The following is a 16,699-nucleotide window of genomic DNA, read 5'->3' as shown; positions in this document are numbered from 1 at the left end:
CTCCTCATCCTCATCGCTGAATCGTTGAAAGGCTTCTCGTGAGCACCGAAGCGTATGTGTACGACGCGATCCGCACCCCGCGCGGCCGCGGCAAGGCCAACGGCGCCCTGCACGGCACCAAGCCCATCGACCTGGTCGTCGGACTCATCCACGAGATCCGGGCCCGGTTCCCCGGACTCGACCCGTCCGCGATCGACGACATCGTGCTCGGTGTCGTCGGCCCGGTCGGCGACCAGGGCTCCGACATCGCCCGGATCGCCGCCATCGCCGCGGGTCTCCCCGACACCGTCGCCGGTGTGCAGGAGAACCGCTTCTGTGCCTCCGGTCTCGAAGCCGTCAACATGGCCGCGATGAAGGTCCGCTCGGGCTGGGAGGACCTCGTACTCGCCGGTGGCGTCGAGTCCATGTCCCGCGTCCCGATGGCCTCCGACGGCGGCGCCTGGTTCGCCGACCCGATGACCAACTACGAGACCGGCTTCGTGCCCCAGGGCATCGGCGCCGACCTCATCGCCACCATCGAGGGCTTCTCCCGCCGCGACGTCGACGAGTACGCCGCGCTCTCCCAGGAGCGCGCCGCGGCCGCATGGAAGGACGGCCGCTTCGACCGCTCCGTCGTCCCCGTCAGGGACCGCCACAGCGGCCTGCTCGTCCTCGACCACGACGAGTTCATGCGTCCCGGCACCACCGCCGACTCGCTCGCCGCCCTCAAGCCCTCCTTCGCCACCATCGGCGAGATGGGCGGCTTCGACGCGGTCGCGCTGCAGAAGTACCACTGGGTGGAGAAGATCGACCACGTCCACCACGCGGGCAACTCCTCCGGCATCGTCGACGGCGCCTCGCTCGTCGCCATCGGCTCCAAGGAGGTCGGCGAGCGGTACGGGCTGACCCCGCGCGCCCGCATCGTCGCCGCCGCCGTCTCCGGCTCCGAGCCGACGATCATGCTGACCGGCCCGGCGCCCGCCACCCGCAAGGCGCTCGCCAAGGCGGGCCTCACGATGGACGACATCGACCTCGTCGAGATCAACGAGGCCTTCGCCGGTGTCGTGCTCCGCTTCGTCAAGGACATGGGCATCAGCCTGGACAAGGTCAACGTCAACGGTGGCGCGATCGCGCTCGGCCACCCCCTCGGCGCGACCGGCGCGATGATCCTCGGCACCCTCATCGACGAGCTGGAGCGCCAGGACAAGCGCTACGGCCTGGCCACGCTGTGCGTCGGCGGCGGCATGGGCATCGCCACCGTCGTCGAGCGCGTCTGACCGTCCCTCCCTTCCCACCTTCGGAGACACCACCATGAGCGAGAGCACCACCATCCGCTGGGAGCAGGACGAGTCCGGCGTCGTCACCCTCGTCCTCGACGACCCGAACCAGTCCGCGAACACCATGAACCAGGCGTTCAAGGACTCGATCGCGGCGATCGCCGACCGCGCCGAGGCCGAGAAGGACTCCATCCGCGGCATCATCTACACCTCCGCGAAGAAGACCTTCTTCGCGGGCGGCGACCTCAAGGACATGATCCGGCTGCGCCCCGAGGACGCCCGGATCGCCTTCGACACCGGCACCGAGATCAAGCGCTCGCTGCGCCGCATCGAGACGCTCGGCAAGCCGGTCGTCGCGGCCATCAACGGGGCGGCCCTCGGCGGCGGTTACGAGATCGCGCTCGCCTCGCACCACCGCGTGGCGCTCGACGCGCCCGGCTCCAGGATCGGCCTGCCCGAGGTCACGCTCGGCCTCCTCCCGGCGGGCGGCGGCGTCACCCGTACCGTACGCCTCATGGGCATCGCCGACGCCCTGCTGAAGGTGCTGCTCCAGGGCACCCAGTACTCCCCGCAGCGCGCCCTGGAGAACGGCCTCGTCCACGAGGTCGCCGGCACGCCCGAGGAGATGCTCGCCAAGGCGCGCGCCTTCATCGACACGCACCCCGAGTCGCAGCAGCCCTGGGACGTCAAGGGGTACAAGATCCCCGGCGGAACGCCGTCGAACCCCCGGTTCGCCGCCAACCTGCCGGCCTTCCCGGCCAACCTGAAGAAGCAGCTGAACGGCGCGCCCTACCCGGCCCCGCGCAACATCCTCGCCTGCGCCGTCGAAGGCTCCCAGGTCGACTTCGAGACCGCGCTCACCATCGAGGCCCGCTACTTCACCGAGCTGGTCACCGGCCAGACCGCGAAGAACATGATCCAGGCCTTCTTCTTCGACCTCCAGGCCGTCAACTCCGGCGCCAACCGTCCCCGGGGCGTCGAGCCGCGCCCCGTCCGCAAGGTCGCCGTCCTCGGCGCGGGCATGATGGGCGCCGGCATCGCGTACTCCTGCGCCCGCGCGGGCATCGAGGTCGTCCTCAAGGACGTCACGGCGGAGGCGGCGGCCAAGGGCAAGGGCTACTCCGAGAAGCTGTGCGCCAAGGCCGTCTCCCGCGGCCGGACCACCCAGCAGAAGGCCGACGAGCTGCTCGCCCTGATCACCCCGACCGCCGACCCGGCCGACCTGGCCGGCTGCGACGCGGTGATCGAGGCCGTCTTCGAGGACACCGCGCTCAAGCACAAGGTCTTCGAGGAGATCCAGGACATCGTCGAGCCCGACGCGCTGCTCTGCTCCAACACCTCCACCCTGCCGATCACCGTGCTCGCCGAGGGCGTCTCCCGCCCGGTCGACTTCATCGGACTGCACTTCTTCTCGCCGGTCGACAAGATGCCGCTGGTGGAGATCATCAAGGGCGAGCGCACCGGTGACGAGGCACTGGCCCGCGCCTTCGACCTGGTGCGGCAGATCAAGAAGACCCCGATCGTCGTCAACGACTCGCGCGGCTTCTTCACCTCCCGGGTGATCGGCCAGTTCATCAACGAGGGCGTGGCGATGGTCGGCGAGGGCGCCGACCCCGCCTCCGTGGAGCAGGCGGCCGCGCAGGCCGGCTACCCCGCCAAGGTGCTCTCCCTGATGGACGAGCTGACCCTCACCCTGCCCCGGAAGATCCGGAACGAGACGCGGCGCGCGATCGAGGAGGCAGGCGGCATCTGGGCCGGGCACCCCGCGGACGCGGTGATCGACCGTCTGGTCGACGAGTTCGGGCGTACGGGACGCAGCGGGGGCGCGGGCTTCTACGCGTACGACGAGACCGGCAAGCGGGTCGGCCTCTGGCCCGGACTCCGTGAGCACTTCACCCGGTCCGACGTCCACATCCCCTTCGAGGACATGAAGGAGCGGATGCTCTTCTCCGAGGCGCTGGACTCGGTCCGCTGCCTGGAGGAGAACGTCCTGACCTCGGTCGCCGACGCGAACATCGGCTCCATCATGGGCATCGGCTTCCCCGCCTGGACCGGTGGTGTGCTCCAGTACATCAACGGCTACGAGGGTGGGCTGCCCGGCTTCGTGGCCCGCGCGCGTGAGCTGGCGGAGAAGTACGGCGAGCGCTTCCAGCCGCCGGCGCTGCTGGTGGAGAAGGCGGAGCGGGGCGAGGTGTTCACGGACGCGTGACGTCCGCGCACCGCTGAGCGGCCCCGGCGCACCGGCCCGATCCTCCGATCGGGCGGTGCGCCGGGGCCGCCTCGCGTGGGGCCGGGGACGGAGCCCCGGATCTCTCCACACTCGCAGACGATCGAGGAGGTCGGATGCGGGACGGGACCGGTCGCTGGATCAGGGCCGTCATGCTCGCGGTGGTGGGCGCGTCGTGCGTCGCCCTGCTCGGCGGATGCGACCGGACGAGGGCGACCCGGCGGAGGAGCCGTCGCCGACGGACACCGGCAACGGCGAGGACGACGGCCCGAGCTCCGCGCCGAGCCTCACCCAGGAGCCGGTGACGCCCGCACCCGAGCGGCCGGCGAAACGCGACGCCATGTACATCGTGCGGGGGCGACGCCGTGTGGATCGGCCTGACGCCGGGAACCCAGCCGAAGCTGCTCGGCTAGTCCTCCGCGGCGGGCCCTGCGGCCGTCCCCGTACCGAACGCCGCCCGCAGCTCCTCCCGGAGGGAACGCTGGAAGGCCGTCACGAGGGCCTGGATCACCATGGGCTGCATGTGCGCGGAGAGCGACTTCATCGCGGCGAGGTGGTCCGGGTCCTCGGCCCGCTCCCGGTACGGGTTCCAGACCTCCTCGCGGAAGAGGCGGGACAGCTCCTGGGCCGCCACGCGCGCGTGCTCCAGCAGGACGGTGCGGGAGGCCAGGATCGTCTCGTGGGCGATGGGAACGTCGAGCAGCTCGACGCCGAGCCGCAGCAGCGAGGCGTCGAGCCGGAAGACGTCGGGGTCGGTGCCCCTGTCGAGGACGCCCATGGCCGCGAGGCGGTCGACGTCCTCGTCGGTGAGCGCTCGTCCGGCGCGCCGCTCCAGCTCGCGCCGGGTGATCTCCTCGGCGGACTCGGGCGCCCAGGCGGCGATCAGCGCCCGGTGCACGGCCAGGTCCCGCTCGCTGAGGTCGGGCGGCAGCTGGTGCAGATAGCGTTCGATGGCCGCGAGAGTCATCCCCTGTCGCTGGAGTTCCTCGATCAGGGCCAGGCGGGACAGGTGTCCGGGCCCGTAGTGTCCGACGCGGCGCGGACCGATGGCCGGCGGGGGCAGCAGCCCCTTGGTGCTGTAGAAGCGGACGGTCCGCACGGTGACTCCCGCCCGGGCGGCCAGTTCGTCGACGGTGAACGTCGGCGCCTGCTCGGGCTGCTCGGGCTGCGCCTCGGTCTCGGTGGCCATCTGGAGGTGCCTCGCTTCCGGTGCCGTGCCTGACGTGCCGTCCCTCGGTGCAACAGTATTGCTGTCTCACCATCGATGTAAAAGCGTGCGGCCGATGTCGGTGGTGACCTCTACGGTGAACACATGTCGGGGATCGTGTACGTACGGGGGGACGCCACCGCGCCGCAGGGCAAGGGCGTCAAGATCATCGCGCATGTCTGCAACGACCTGGGCGGCTGGGGCAAGGGTTTCGTGCTGGCGCTGTCACGTCGCTGGCCGGAGCCGGAGGCGGCCTACCGCCGCTGGCACCGGGAGCGCGCGCGGAACGACTTCGCGCTGGGCGCGGCCCAGTTCGTGCAGGTCGGGCCGTACGTCTGGGTGGCCAACCTGGTCGGCCAGCGCGGGATGCGCACCGGCCGGAGCACGGGGGCGCCCGTGCGGTACGAGGCGATCGACGCGGCGCTCGGCCTGCTCGCGGCCAAGGCGGAGGAGTTGGGGGCCTCCGTGCACATGCCCCGGATCGGCTGCGGGCTGGCCGGCGGGAAGTGGTCGCTGGTAGAGCCGCTGATCACCGAGCGGCTCACGGCGCGGGGGATACCGGTCGCCGTGTACGACTTCGGCGCGTAGGCGGTCGTGCGGGTCCCGCGTCGACCCGCGCACGGTCTGGCGTGTACCTGCCGCTAGAGTCACGTGCTTGTTCGAATTCGGGGATGAATGACTGGGAGGGTCATGTACGCGGAACTCAGGGAGACGGCAACGGAGTTGGCCGGAGTCCTGTGGCGTGAACACACCGTGTACCGGGAGCGGGGCGGTGGGGTCGTGATCCGGGGCGAGCACGTCGAGCGCTGGATCAGCCTGGCCCCGACCGGTGGCAGGAACCAGGCCCGGCTGCGCGCCGGGCGCCTCCTGGACGGTGGCACCACGGCGCCGGCGCGCTCGGAGATCGTGGTCGACCTCTCCACCGGGACTGCGGAGCTGGCGGCGGTCTGTCGTCGTCTGCTCGCCGACGTCGCCGCCGCGGACGCGCCGGCCCCTTCCCGGGCCCGCACCGGACGGGCCCGCACCGGACGCCCGGCCCGTGCCGAACGCCCGGCCCGTGCCGGACGCCCTCGCCGCGCCGGGCGCCCGCCGAAGTCCGCCCGCCCCCGCCCCGCCGGCAGACGCCATACGAGCCTCGGCTCCTGGGTGGTGGTGCTCTGCGTCGCCGGGATCGTCGGGCTCTGGGCCTACTCCCAGTTCCACGTGTACGGGTTCTAGGTCGTGACCGGCTGATGAGTGACGAGCAGAGAGCGAGGGAGGAGTCCCTCATCAGGTCGTTCGCCGGTGCCTCGCGTGTCGAGTGCGGTCCTGTGGACGTCGAGGCGGCCCGCCTGGCCTACCGGGGGGCGGGTTTCGACGTCACCGACGAGCTCGTGGAGTTCCTCGGGACGTACGGCGAGACGACGGTCTTCTGGCCATCGCACGTCACCGGGAGCGAGTCGTCGCTGACGATCTCCGTCGAGGAGGCCGTGGTGGCGTTCCCGGCGTACGTCCGCTCTTTCGAGAAGCGTCTGGGAATGTCCGCCCTGCCGGTGGGCATCGCCCTCTCGACCGAGGAGGTGGTCCTCCTCGCAGAGAACGGTGACATCGCGCTGGGTGGTGACGCAGGAGTTCAGCGGGTCGCGCACGGGTTCGAGGAAGCCGTGCGGGCCCTGATCTCCGGCGACTGGGACATGACGTTCTTCTAGTCGCCGCAGCTCTAACGATTGGTACCGGTCACAGCCATTCTCCGATCGCGGCGACAAGGACGGTGGCTTCGAAGCGGACGGCGAGTTCGTCGAATCGGCTGGCGACCGCCCGGTGTCTCTTGAGCCGGTTGATCCCGCACTCGACCGGGTTGCTCGTCCGCGAGATCTTCCCGACCCATGAACCGTGATCATCCACAGCCCAGCCCGCCGGCGCCCGGAGGCGCGGCGGGCCGGGTGGGAGCGGGTCAGGCCGTTCAGAACGCGGTGACCGGGTAGTGGTCGCTCAGGTTGGTGTACGTGTAGCGCGTGCCCCAGCTGGAGACCGTCCAGGGCGCGCTCTGCTCCAGGACCACGTTGTTCGTCCAGTTCGCCGGGCGCGCGTTGCCCGAGCGGTACAGGACGTGGTCGAGGTCCTCGCGCGGGTCGTCCGGGTAACGCTCGGAGGCGATCGAGTTCAGCTCGGTGTCGAAGGAGTACGGGTGACCCGTGCGGGCGTCCGCCCCGGCCAGGCCCGCGTCGGCGAGCATCGTCCCGTACTCGGGCGTCCGGGAGTCGACGTTCATGTCGCCGGCCACGATGACCTGCTCGTTCGCCGGGATGTTCTTGCCGTCGAGGAACGCGTCCATCGCCTTGAACTGCCGGCTGCGCATCTGCGCCGCCTCGCCCGCCGAGCAGCCCGGGTCGGTGGACTGGGCGTGGGTGCCCACGACGTGGACCCTGCTGCCGTTCACGTCGAGGACGGTGTAGACGAAGCCCTTGTTGGAGTACCAGTCCGCGCCGCAGGCGTCCTTGTAGACGTACTGCTCCTTGCGGACGATCGGCCACTTGCTGAGGATCGTCACGCCGCCGTCCTCCGGCGTCGTGGCCGAGTAGGCCCCGCCGGTCGCGTCCCAGCCCGACTTGCTGCGACCCATGACCGGGGTCTGGTACGGGTACTGGGCGGCCGAGTTCGCCTTGAGGGCGTCCGAGGAGGAGTTGTCGAAGGCCTCCTGGATCACGACGACGTCATGGCCCTGGTAGAAGGAGGCGGCGGGTATCGCCTTGGCCCGGTGGTCCTGGCCCCAGTTCGGGTAGAGCGTCTTGCTGAAGAGGAAGGCGTTGTAGCTGAGCACCTTCAGGCGCGGGGCTTCGGCGGCCGTGGCCGACGGCGCTGCGGTGGCCAGGGTCGCGGCGGCGAGCGCCAGGGACAGGGCGGCGCCGGAGGCGCGGCGGTGTGCGGCGAGCGGCACGTAAACTCCCTCTGTAGGTGGGGGGTTGGAGCGGCGCCGCACATCAAATCAGCCGTAGTTACCTTGCGGTAGCCATTGGGTGCCGGGAATCTTGCGCGATCATGTCAGCATGAACGGTCACCGCGAGCGGCCCCCGGGAAAGGGGCGCCAGGTCCGAGCGGGTAACATGCGCGCATGACCCTCGCGCAGAATTCGACGATCTTCGACATGGACCTTGGTCCGCTCAACCCGGTCACGGCTGAGCTGATCCTCGGCGTGGTCCTGTTCGCCCTCACCTTCCTGATCCTGGCGAAGGGCATCCTGCCGAAGATCAACCGCACCCTCGCCCAGCGCGAGGACGCCATCGCCGGCGGCACCGGGCGCGCCGACGACCTGCGCGCCGAGGCCACGCGGATCCGCGAGCAGTACGAGGCCGAGCTGGCCGAGGCCCGCCACGAGGCGGCCCGCATCCGTTCCCAGGCGACCGAGGAGGGCGCGGCCGCCATCGCCGCCGCCCGCGCCGAGGGCATCCGCGAGCGCGAGGCCATCCTCGCCGCCGGCACCGAGCGCATCGCCGGGGAGCGCGCCGCCGCCGAGCGCGAGCTCTCCGCCGACGTCGACGCCTGGGCCCGCGCCCTGGCCGGCCGCATCGTCGGCGAGCCGGTCGGCGCCGACCGCGGCTGACGCACCCACGCACCACCAGATCGGGGCCGTGCCCCGGGCCTCGGCCCGGCGCACGGCCCCGGACTTTTGGGCCTTTGCCGCGGCGGCCCGACCGAGGCAGGCTGAGAACGTGAGGAGAGTGCGCACGTGACCGGACCGAAGGACGCGGGCGAGGCCGCCGAGACGGTGACCGGCGCGACCGGCGCGACCGGCACCACCGGGACGGCCGGCACGGCCGGCACCGGCCGCCGGGCGGAACCCGATACGCCCGCGCCGCCGCCCGTCGGCGGAGTCCTCTGGGGCATGGCGGGGGACATCCGGGGCTTGCTGATGCTGCCCGCCGCGTTCACCCTGCAGGTCGCCCACCCCGCCGTCGGCGCCGGCGTGGACCAGTACTCCGTCTTCCGCACCGACCCCTGGGGCCGTGGTGAGCGCTCGCTGCGCTCCCTGCAGCTCTGGGTGTACGGCGGCGAGGCGGCGATCGAGGAAGGCCGCCGGGTCCGGCGGATCCACCGGACCATCCAGGGCACCGACACCCGCGGCCGCCCCTACCACGCCCTCACCCCCGCCACCTACGCCTGGGTGCACGCCACCGGGTTCCCGGTGTTCCACTACGGCCGGCGCTACCTCGCCCGCCCGCTCACCGAGGCGCAGGAACGGCAGCTCTACGCCGAGTGGCTCCAGGTCGGCCGCATCCTCGGCATCCACGACCGGGACATGCCCCCGACGATCGAGGAGTTCTGGCCGTACTACCGCGCGATGCTCGCCGAGGAGGTGGAGGCCACTCCCGTCGTCCGCGAGCTGGTCGCCGACGACCAGGAGATCCCGCCGCCCGACCGAGGACCCCTGCCGCTGCGGCTTCTGTTCCGGGCGCTCTGGCCGGTGATCATGCCCCGGTACACCCGGTTCCGCTCCTTCGTCACCGTCGGTCTGATGCCGCCGGACGCCCGCGAGGCCCTCGGCCTGGAGTGGACCGACGAGCAGGAGCGGCGGCTACGCCGCTTCACCCGGGTGGTACGGGCCGTCGTGCCCGTACTCCCCGAGCGGCTGCGCTACCTGCCCCTGGCGAGCAAGGCCCGCCGGGAGGCTCGTACGAAGGCCCGGGCGAGGGCCCGGCTCACCGGGCCAGGCCGCCGCGCCTGATCACCTCCGCGTACCAGCGCGCGCTGTCCTTCGGCGTACGGCGCTGGCTCGCGAAGTCCACGTGCACCATCCCGAACCGCTTGCCGTAGCCGTACGCCCACTCGAAGTTGTCCAGCAGCGACCAGAGGAAGTACCCCCGCACGTCGGCACCGTCGGCGATCGCGCGGTGTGCGGCCGCGAGATGGGCGTCGAGGTACGCCACCCGCTCCGGGTCGTGGACCTCGCCCTCCGGGTCGGCGTAGTCGTCGTACGCTGCGCCGTTCTCGGTGATCAGCAGCGGCACCTCCGGCAGCTCGTCACGGAGCCGGACGAGCAGTTCGTACAGACCGTCGGCGTCCACCGGCCAGTCCATCGCGGTACGCGGTCCCGGAGCCGGGACGAACCGCACCCGATCCGGCGCGCCCGGCCAGGGCGAGGGGGACTCGGAGGTGCCGGCGCCGACGACGGAGGGGGAGTAGTAGTTGATCCCCAGCGAGTCGATGGGGGTGGCGATCGCCTCCAGATCGCCGTCCCGGACGAAGGACCAGTCCGTGATCTGGGCGGTGTCCTCGACCAGATCGGCGGGGAGACGGCCGTGGAAGACCGGGTCGAGGAAGATCCGGTTGCCGACGGCGTCGATACGGCGGGCCGCGTCCCGGTCCTCGGGCGCGTCGGACAGCGGCCTGATCGCGTGGAGGTTGAGCGTCAGCGAGATCTCCGCCGAGTCGGGGACGGCCGCGCGCAGAACGCCGGCGGCGAGGCCGTGGGCCAGATTGAGGTGGTGCGCGGCGCGCAGGGCGGCCGCGTCGTCGGTGCGGCCCGGCGCGTGGACACCGGATCCGTAGCCGAGGAAGGCGGAGCACCAGGGTTCGTTGAGGGTCGTCCAGGTGGTGACCCGGTCGCCCAGTGCCTCGACGGCGAGCCCCGCGTACTCGGCGAAGCGCTCCGCCGTCGACCGTTCCGGCCAGCCCCCCGCATCCTCGAGCTCCTGGGGCAGATCCCAGTGGTAGAGCGTGGCGACCGGCCGGATTCCGGCGTCGAGCAGCTCGTCGGCCAGCCCGCGGTAGAAGTCGAGGCCCTTCTGGACGGCCGGGCCGCGTCCGGTCGGCTGGATCCGGGACCAGGAGAGGGAGAAGCGGTAGTCCGTGAGGCCCAGCTCCTTCATCAGGGCCACGTCCTCGCGCACCCGGTGGTAGTGGTCGGCGGCGATGTCACCGGTGTCGCCGTTGCGCACCTTGCCCGGCGTGCGGCTGAAGGTGTCCCAGATGGACGGGGTGCGGCCGTCCTCGGCGGCGGCGCCCTCGATCTGGTAGGCGGCTGTCGCCGCGCCCCAGCGGAAGCCGTCGGGGAAGAGAGCGTTCATGGACGGAGACCTCCAGTGAGAGGAGAGAAGGAGAGAGGTGCCCGAGTCGGCCGGCCGGCCCGTGCGGGGCGGAGGCCGGGCGGGCGAGCCCGGGCGGAGCGCGAGGGAGGAGCGCGGGCCGGGAGGCGCGGGTGGGGAAGCGGGGGCCGGGAAGCGGGGCCGGGAGGCGCGGGTAGGGAAGCGGGGGCCGGAAGGCGCGGGTGGGGAAGCGGGGGCCGGAAGGCGCGGGTGGGGAAGCGGGGGCGGGACGCGCTTCAGCCCTTGACGGCGCCCTGCATGATGCCGCCCACGATCTGCCGGCCCAGCAGGCCGAAGACGAGCAGCACGGGCAGCGTGCCCAGCAGGGTGCCCGCCATGATCACGGACTGGTCGTGGACGTACCCGCCGCCGAGCTGGCGGAGCGCGACCTGCACGGTCGGCTCCTGCGAGGAGAGCGCGATGACCGGCCAGAAGAAGTCGTTCCACGCGGCCATGAAGGTGAGCAGCCCGAGCACGGCCATCCCGGGGCGGGCCACAGGAACCACGATCGACCAGAAGATCCGCGCCGAGGAGGCACCGTCGACCCGGGCCGCCTCGATCAGCTCGTCCGGCAGGGCCTGGACCAGGAACTGGCGCATGAAGAAGACCCCGAAGGCCGAGACGAGTCCCGGCAGGATGACCGACTGCAGCTGGTTCACCCACCCCAGTTCGGCGATCAGCATGAAGAGCGGGATCACCCCGAGCTGCGGCGGGATCATCATCGTGCCGACCGTGATCGCCAACAGGGCGCCCCGGCCGCGGAAGCGCAGTTTGGCGAAGGCGAACCCGGCCAGCGTGCAGCAGAGCACCGTGCCGACGGTGACGGAGCCGGAGACCACGAGGGAGTTGAAGAGGGCCTTGCCGATGTCCGCCTCCTCCATCACCGCCTCGAAGTTGCGGAAGAGGTTCGGCCCGGGCAGCAGCGTCGGCGGCACCTGCGCGAGATCGGCGTTCGAACGGCTCGCGGCGACGATCGTCCAGTAGAACGGGAAGGCGGAGACCAGGACGGCGAGGATCAGGATCGCGTACGTGATCCGGCCTCCGTGGCCCGTACGGCCGGCGACACGCGTGGTCATGCCCGGCCCTCCTTCCGTGAACGGCGCCGCACGATCAGGGCGTTGACCCCGACGAGGACGAGGATGAGCAGGAACATCAGCCAGGCGATGGCGGCGGCGCGTCCGAGGTGGAAGAACCCCCAGCCCTGTTCGTACAGATAGAGACCGAGCGTCTGGTACTGGTGGGAGATGCCGCCCGATATGGACCCCTCGAAGAGCAGCGGCTCACCGAAGAGCTGGGTCGCGCCGATCGTGGAGACGACGGTGGTGAACACGATCGTGGGACGCAGACCGGGCAGGGTGACGTGGAAGAACTGCCGCCAGCGGGACGCCCCGTCCACCTCCGCCGCCTCGTACAGCTCGGCGGGGATGGACTGCATGCCCGCCAGGTAGATCAGGGCGTTGTATCCCGTCCAGCGCCAGATCACGATGGACGAGACGGCGATCTGCGAGGCGAGCGTGCCGTTCTGCCAGTCGACCGGGTCGAGACCGACCAGGGAGAGGGCGTAGTTGACGAGCCCGTAGTCGTGCCCGAAGAGCTGGGCGAAGACGAGGGTGGCGGCGGCGACGGAGGTCGCGTACGGCAGCAGCATCGCCGTGCGGAAGAACGTCCGGCCGCGCAGCTTGTAGTTGAGCAGGTGGGCGAGGCCGAGCGCCATCGCGAGCTGCGGCACCGTGGACAGCACACCGATCGTGAAGGTGTTGCGCAGCGCGGTCCAGAAGAACTCGTCGGTCAGCAGCGCCGCGTAGTTGCCGAAGCCGCGCCACTCCATCTCGCCGGGGGTCTGCAGCTCGACGCGGTAGAGCGAGACGAAGGCGGTGTAGATCAGCGGGAAGAGACCGAACGCCGCGAACAGGGTGAAGAACGGGGCGAGATAGGCGTACGGAACGAGGGCGGACCGTCTGCGGCGGCGGGCCGGTCCGGAGGACCGGGCCGAGGACGGCGGTACGGGCGCCTTCGTCGGCCCGGAGGCGGTCAGGGTCACGGTGCGGCCCTTCGGGTCGGATGAACAGGTGCGGTGCGCCGCGCTGCGGCGGCTTCCCCGGTGGGCGGGTCGGCGGGCGGGCCAGGGGGCGGGTCGGGGGGGGGGGGGGGGCCCGGGGGGGGGGCGGGCCCCCCCCCCCCCCGCCGGTGTCAGCCGACCGCGTTCTCGACGCCCTTCTGGGCGTTGGACCACGCCTTGTCGGGCGAGGTCCCCTTGCGCTCCACCTCGCTCAGCGCATTGGTGATCTGGTCGGCGACGTTCTTGTCGTGGACCCCGAGCACCTGGACCGGCGCGGCCTTGGCCGCGTCGCCGAAGATCTGGCCGATCGGCGCACCCGAGAAGTACGGGTCCGTCGCCGTCGCGACCTTGGCGATGGCACCCGTGGACGAGGGGAAGTTCCCCTGCTTGGTGAAGAGCGTGGCCTGCTGCTCGGGGGCGGTGAGCCACTTGATCAGCTCGTACGCCTCCTTCTTGTGCTTCGCCGCACGCGGTACGGAGAGATACGAACCGCCCCAGTTGCCGGCGCCGCCGGGCAGCTTGGCGACGTCCCACTTGCCCTTGCCGGCGTCACCGGCCTGGCCCTTGATGTAGCCCAGCATCCACGCGGGGCAGGGAAGCGTCGCGAAGGAACCGGTCGAGAACGCCTGGTTCCACTGCGGCGACCACTGGTCGAGCTTGGCGCTGAGCCCCTCCTGGGCGGCCTTGGCCGAGGTGTCCCACGCGTTCTTCACGGCGGGGCTGTCGGCGTAGACGAGCTTCCCGGAGGCGTCGTAGTACCGCTCCTTCTCCTGGCCGATCATGACCGCGTACAGGCTGCCGACGCTGTCCACCCAGGCGCTCTTGGCCGGGGCCTTGGCCTTGTACTGCTCGCCGAGCGCCAGGTAACCGTCCCAGGTGGACCACTTCTGTGCCAGCTCGGCGCGGTCCGTGGGGAGGCCGGCCTGCTTGAACAGGTCCGTGCGGTAGCACATGGCCTCCGGGCCGACGTCCGTGCCGAGCCCCAGGACCTTGCCGTCCTTGGTGGTCGCGGCGGACCACTTGGCCTCGGCGAACTCGCCCTTGAGCGCGTCCGCGCCGTACTTCGTCAGGTCCTCGAACTTGTCCGACTGCTGCTGGGTGACGGAGGCGATCCGGCCGACCTCGATGCCCTGGACGTCGGCGAGCCCGCCCCCGCCGGCGAGCCGGGTCTGGAGCGACTTCCAGTAGTCCTGCTCGTCCTCGGTGTCGGACTGCTTGATCGTCACGTTGGGGTGCAGCTTCTCGTACGCGGCGTAGAGCCCGGCCTCCTTGTAGCCGAACGAGCCGAAGAGGTCGACGGTGATCGTGACCTTTCCGCCCGCGCTGTCGGAGGAGCCGTCGGATCCCCCGGATCCGCAGGCGGCGAGCAGGGCCCCGGTGAGAACGACCGCGCCGATCCGTACGGCGGCGGTCGTTCTGGCGGCTCGGGCAGTGGGCATGGAAGGCCTCCGTCTTGAGAGCGCTCTCAGGAATGCGTCTGGAGCGTGCCTGTCGGGGTGGGTTCCCGTCAAGAGTCGAACGCGTAACAGCTCGGACTACGCCCGGACTTGTCCGCCCGCTTCAGGAGCCGTAGGCGGCGGAACCCTGGTCGGCGGGTCAGGCGGAGTCCCTGCGGACCAGCTGCGTCTCGGTGATCACCGGCTCCGCGACGCCCGTGCCGTCGAGCGTCCGCATCAGCAGCCGCACCATCAACCGGCCCATTCCCTCGATGTCCTGACGGACCGTCGTGAGCGGAGGGTCGGTCGTCCCGGCCACCGGGAGCACGTCGTCGAAGCCGACGAGCGCCACGTCCTGCGGGACCCGCCGGCCGTGCTCGCGCAGGACGCGCAGCGCGCCCGACGCCATCAGGTCGTTGGCGGCGAAGACGGCGTCCAGATCAGGGCGGCGGCGCAGCAGTTCGGTCATCGCGCGCGCGCCGCTCTCCTCCGTGAACGCGCCCTCGGCCACCAGGTTCGCGTCGGCGTCGGGCAGTTCGTCCCGGTATCCGTCGAGCCGGTCGAGTGCGGAGGTCTGGTCGCGCGGCCCGGTGATGTGCGCGATGTTCCGGCGGCCGAGCGAACGGAGATGGCGCACGGCGGTGCGGGCGCCCCCGCGGTTGTCGCAGTCGACGTACGGGACGGGCGGCTCGTCCGCGGGTCCCGTCCAGCCGGGCCGCCCGCCGAAGACCGTGGGCACCTGCGCGCGCCGGACGATCTCCGGGAGCTGGTCGTCGTTGTGGAGCGAGAAGGCGAGCGCCCCGTCGACGTGGCCGCCGCCGAGGTAGCGCGCGATCCGCTCGTGATCGCCCGGGCCCTCCACCCAGAGCAGGACCAGCTGGGCGTCGTGGGCGGTCAGTTCGCGGCTGATGCCGCGCACCTGCTGCTCGAAGAAGGGGTCGGAGAAGATCCGGAACTCGGGCTCCGCGATGATCACGGCGACGGCGCCGTTGCGCCGGGTCACCAGGGTCCGCGCGGCGTGGTTGGGCACGTACCCGAGCTCCTCGACGGCCTCGCGCACCTTCTCCGCGAGCGCCTCCCGCACTCCGGCCCCGCCGTTGACGACGCGGGACACCGTCGCCCGGGACACCCCGGCGCGCGCGGCGACGGCTTCCAGGGTCGGGCGCGTCCCGGTCGTCGTTTCGCTCAAGGCTGGCTCCCCACGGGCATGATGGTGCGACAGTGCTGACAGCGTCGAGGGTAACGCCTGGTCGGCCGGGCCAGGGCGGAGGGGAAAGCGCTCTTGGACACCCGGGAGTGCGCTCAGCGGCCGGTTCGCAGGACGTTCACGCTCGGCAGCCCCCGGTGGCGGTGGTGGGCGTCCGCGATGCCCGCGAGAGACGGGCGGCCGAGTTCCCGGTAGGCCACGGCGAGCAGCTCGTGGGCGTACGCCTCGTGCTCGGCGCGGCCGTACGAGGCCCAGTGCAGGTCCCGGCCCAGTGCCAGGGCCTCTGCCGGATCGCCGCCGTCCGCTCGTCGCAGGGCCTCGTCACGGGCCTCCCGGACCGCCTCGGCGTCGTCGAAGAGCTTCTCCATGGCGGTCCCGAAGCGGTACGCGTCGGCAGCGCCCAGCGGCGAACGGTCCAGTGCCGTCGCCCCGGAGACCAGGGCCCCCGCGCCGTCCATGGTCGTGATCCGGGCGGTGTCGACGGGCTGCCGGCGGAACACGTACGCCTCGGAATAGGCGAGTCCCCTGTCCGTACGCTCCCCGGTCTCGAAGCCGGTCAGCGCCGTCCGCAGGTGCCCGAGATCGTCGAGGCGTGCCAGCTCGTCCTCGTCCCCGTCGGCCGCGTAGTCGGCGAGATCGCGCTGCGCCGCCTCGATCCGGGCGCGGACGGCCTCCAGCGGGGTGCGGTGCGACCGCTGGATCTCGTCGCCGTCGTTCGTGTAGTACGAGGCGACCCCGTCGCACACGCGCCCGTCGTCGGACCAGAGGCCGAAGTGCAGGCCGTCGGAACCCCCGTGCAGGAAGGTGAGGAACTCCGGCGGATCGCGGTAGTACCGCCCGTGCGCCCGGATGTCGACGCCTTCCCGGGGGAGCGCCGACGGGTCGGCGAACAGGTCCGTCACGCCGGACGGAGAGAACTCCAGGTCGTTCAGCGCCCGCTGTTCGACGGGACCGAGTGCGGCGAGGAAGTCCGTGAACCTGAAGAAGGAGTCGGGCAGTTCGAGTCCCCACTCCGCTTCGACCCGCCGCGTGACGGTCTCCCGTACCGCCGGATCGCCGTACCGCTCGGCCTCCACCGCCACCGTCCGCTCCCGCCCGTCGCATCCGTACGGCAGACGAGCCTATCCAGAACGACGGGCGCGCCTCGCCCCGGGACGGGGGGCGTGGGGCGCGCCCGCGCACTCAGTGCTCGCACTCGGCCTGCGCAATCAGCGCTCGTGGTCAGCGCCTGTGGTCAGCGCCTGT

15 protein-coding genes are annotated in these 16,699 nt (G+C 71.6%); 7 read left to right on the top strand and 8 right to left on the bottom strand.

Annotated features, from left to right (window positions below):
* The first annotated feature begins 38 nt into the window (after nt 1-38).
* Entirely contained in the window at nt 39-1,256 is a 1,218-nt protein-coding gene (locus ACF1G2_RS04135) for an acetyl-CoA C-acetyltransferase (RefSeq protein WP_391796737.1), read from the top strand.
* 34 nt (nt 1,257-1,290) lie between these two features.
* Nucleotides 1,291-3,465 (top strand): 3-hydroxyacyl-CoA dehydrogenase NAD-binding domain-containing protein, encoded by a 2,175-nt coding sequence (locus tag ACF1G2_RS04130; protein WP_391796736.1) that lies wholly within the window; start codon nt 1,291-1,293, stop codon nt 3,463-3,465.
* Nucleotides 3,466-3,892: 427 nt separating this feature from the next.
* Here the strand turns inward: ACF1G2_RS04130 and ACF1G2_RS04125 are convergent, their stop codons facing one another.
* Entirely contained in the window at nt 3,893-4,672 is a 780-nt protein-coding gene (locus ACF1G2_RS04125; RefSeq protein ID WP_391796735.1) for a MerR family transcriptional regulator, read from the bottom strand.
* Between the two features lie 123 nt (nt 4,673-4,795).
* Here ACF1G2_RS04125 and ACF1G2_RS04120 point away from each other — a divergent pair, with 123 nt between their 5' ends.
* The 3 genes from ACF1G2_RS04120 to ACF1G2_RS04110 all read left to right on the top strand — a co-directional run bounded on the left by ACF1G2_RS04120 (nt 4,796) and on the right by ACF1G2_RS04110 (nt 6,378).
* Nucleotides 4,796-5,278 (top strand): Appr-1-p processing protein, encoded by a 483-nt coding sequence (locus ACF1G2_RS04120; RefSeq protein WP_391796734.1) that lies wholly within the window; start codon nt 4,796-4,798, stop codon nt 5,276-5,278.
* Between the two features lie 102 nt (nt 5,279-5,380).
* Entirely contained in the window at nt 5,381-5,908 is a 528-nt protein-coding gene (locus ACF1G2_RS04115; RefSeq protein ID WP_391796733.1) for a hypothetical protein, read from the top strand.
* A gap of 14 nt (nt 5,909-5,922) precedes the next feature.
* Entirely contained in the window at nt 5,923-6,378 is a 456-nt protein-coding gene (locus ACF1G2_RS04110) for an SUKH-3 domain-containing protein (protein ID WP_391796732.1), read from the top strand.
* Between the two features lie 254 nt (nt 6,379-6,632).
* Here the strand turns inward: ACF1G2_RS04110 and sph are convergent, their stop codons facing one another.
* Nucleotides 6,633-7,607, bottom strand: a complete 975-nt coding sequence (gene sph, locus ACF1G2_RS04105; RefSeq protein WP_391796731.1) for a sphingomyelin phosphodiesterase — start codon at nt 7,605-7,607, stop codon at nt 6,633-6,635.
* A 174-nt stretch (nt 7,608-7,781) separates the two neighbouring features.
* Between sph and ACF1G2_RS04100 the strand changes: the two genes are divergently transcribed.
* Nucleotides 7,782-8,270, top strand: coding sequence for a hypothetical protein (locus ACF1G2_RS04100; protein WP_391796730.1), 489 nt, complete (start codon nt 7,782-7,784; stop codon nt 8,268-8,270).
* Between the two features lie 282 nt (nt 8,271-8,552).
* Nucleotides 8,553-9,392 (top strand): oxygenase MpaB family protein, encoded by an 840-nt coding sequence (locus ACF1G2_RS04095; protein ID WP_391797033.1) that lies wholly within the window; start codon nt 8,553-8,555, stop codon nt 9,390-9,392.
* Here ACF1G2_RS04095 and ACF1G2_RS04090 read toward each other — a convergent pair.
* The 6 genes from ACF1G2_RS04090 to ACF1G2_RS04065 form a co-directional block, all read right to left on the bottom strand.
* On the bottom strand, nt 9,367-10,734 hold the full coding sequence (locus tag ACF1G2_RS04090) for a GH1 family beta-glucosidase (protein ID WP_391796729.1): 1,368 nt from the start codon (nt 10,732-10,734) through the stop codon (nt 9,367-9,369). The genes ACF1G2_RS04095 and ACF1G2_RS04090 overlap by 26 nt on opposite strands.
* Before the next feature lie 254 nt (nt 10,735-10,988).
* Nucleotides 10,989-11,828, bottom strand: a complete 840-nt coding sequence (locus ACF1G2_RS04085) for a carbohydrate ABC transporter permease (protein ID WP_391796728.1) — start codon at nt 11,826-11,828, stop codon at nt 10,989-10,991.
* The gene (locus ACF1G2_RS04080; RefSeq protein WP_391796727.1) at nt 11,825-12,793 is read right to left on the bottom strand and encodes a carbohydrate ABC transporter permease; all 969 of its coding nucleotides are present in this window, start codon (nt 12,791-12,793) and stop codon (nt 11,825-11,827) included. The genes ACF1G2_RS04085 and ACF1G2_RS04080 overlap by 4 nt, the downstream gene beginning before the upstream one ends.
* 149 nt (nt 12,794-12,942) lie before the next feature.
* Nucleotides 12,943-14,250 (bottom strand): ABC transporter substrate-binding protein, encoded by a 1,308-nt coding sequence (locus tag ACF1G2_RS04075; RefSeq protein WP_391796726.1) that lies wholly within the window; start codon nt 14,248-14,250, stop codon nt 12,943-12,945.
* A gap of 157 nt (nt 14,251-14,407) precedes the next feature.
* Complete coding sequence (locus ACF1G2_RS04070; protein ID WP_391796725.1) at nt 14,408-15,436, bottom strand: LacI family DNA-binding transcriptional regulator; 1,029 nt, start codon at nt 15,434-15,436, stop codon at nt 14,408-14,410.
* Nucleotides 15,437-15,549: 113 nt separating this feature from the next.
* A complete protein-coding gene (locus ACF1G2_RS04065) occupies nt 15,550-16,536 on the bottom strand; it encodes a hypothetical protein (protein WP_391796724.1) in 987 nt (328 codons plus the stop codon).
* Between the last annotated feature and the right edge of the window lie 163 nt (nt 16,537-16,699).

The sequence above is a fragment of the Streptomyces sp. NPDC013457 genome (assembly GCF_043089925.1).
GTDB lineage: Bacteria > Actinomycetota > Actinomycetes > Streptomycetales > Streptomycetaceae > Streptomyces.
The sequence above is the reverse complement of the archived record's forward strand: the minus strand, read 5'-3'. Positions and strand labels throughout refer to the sequence as shown.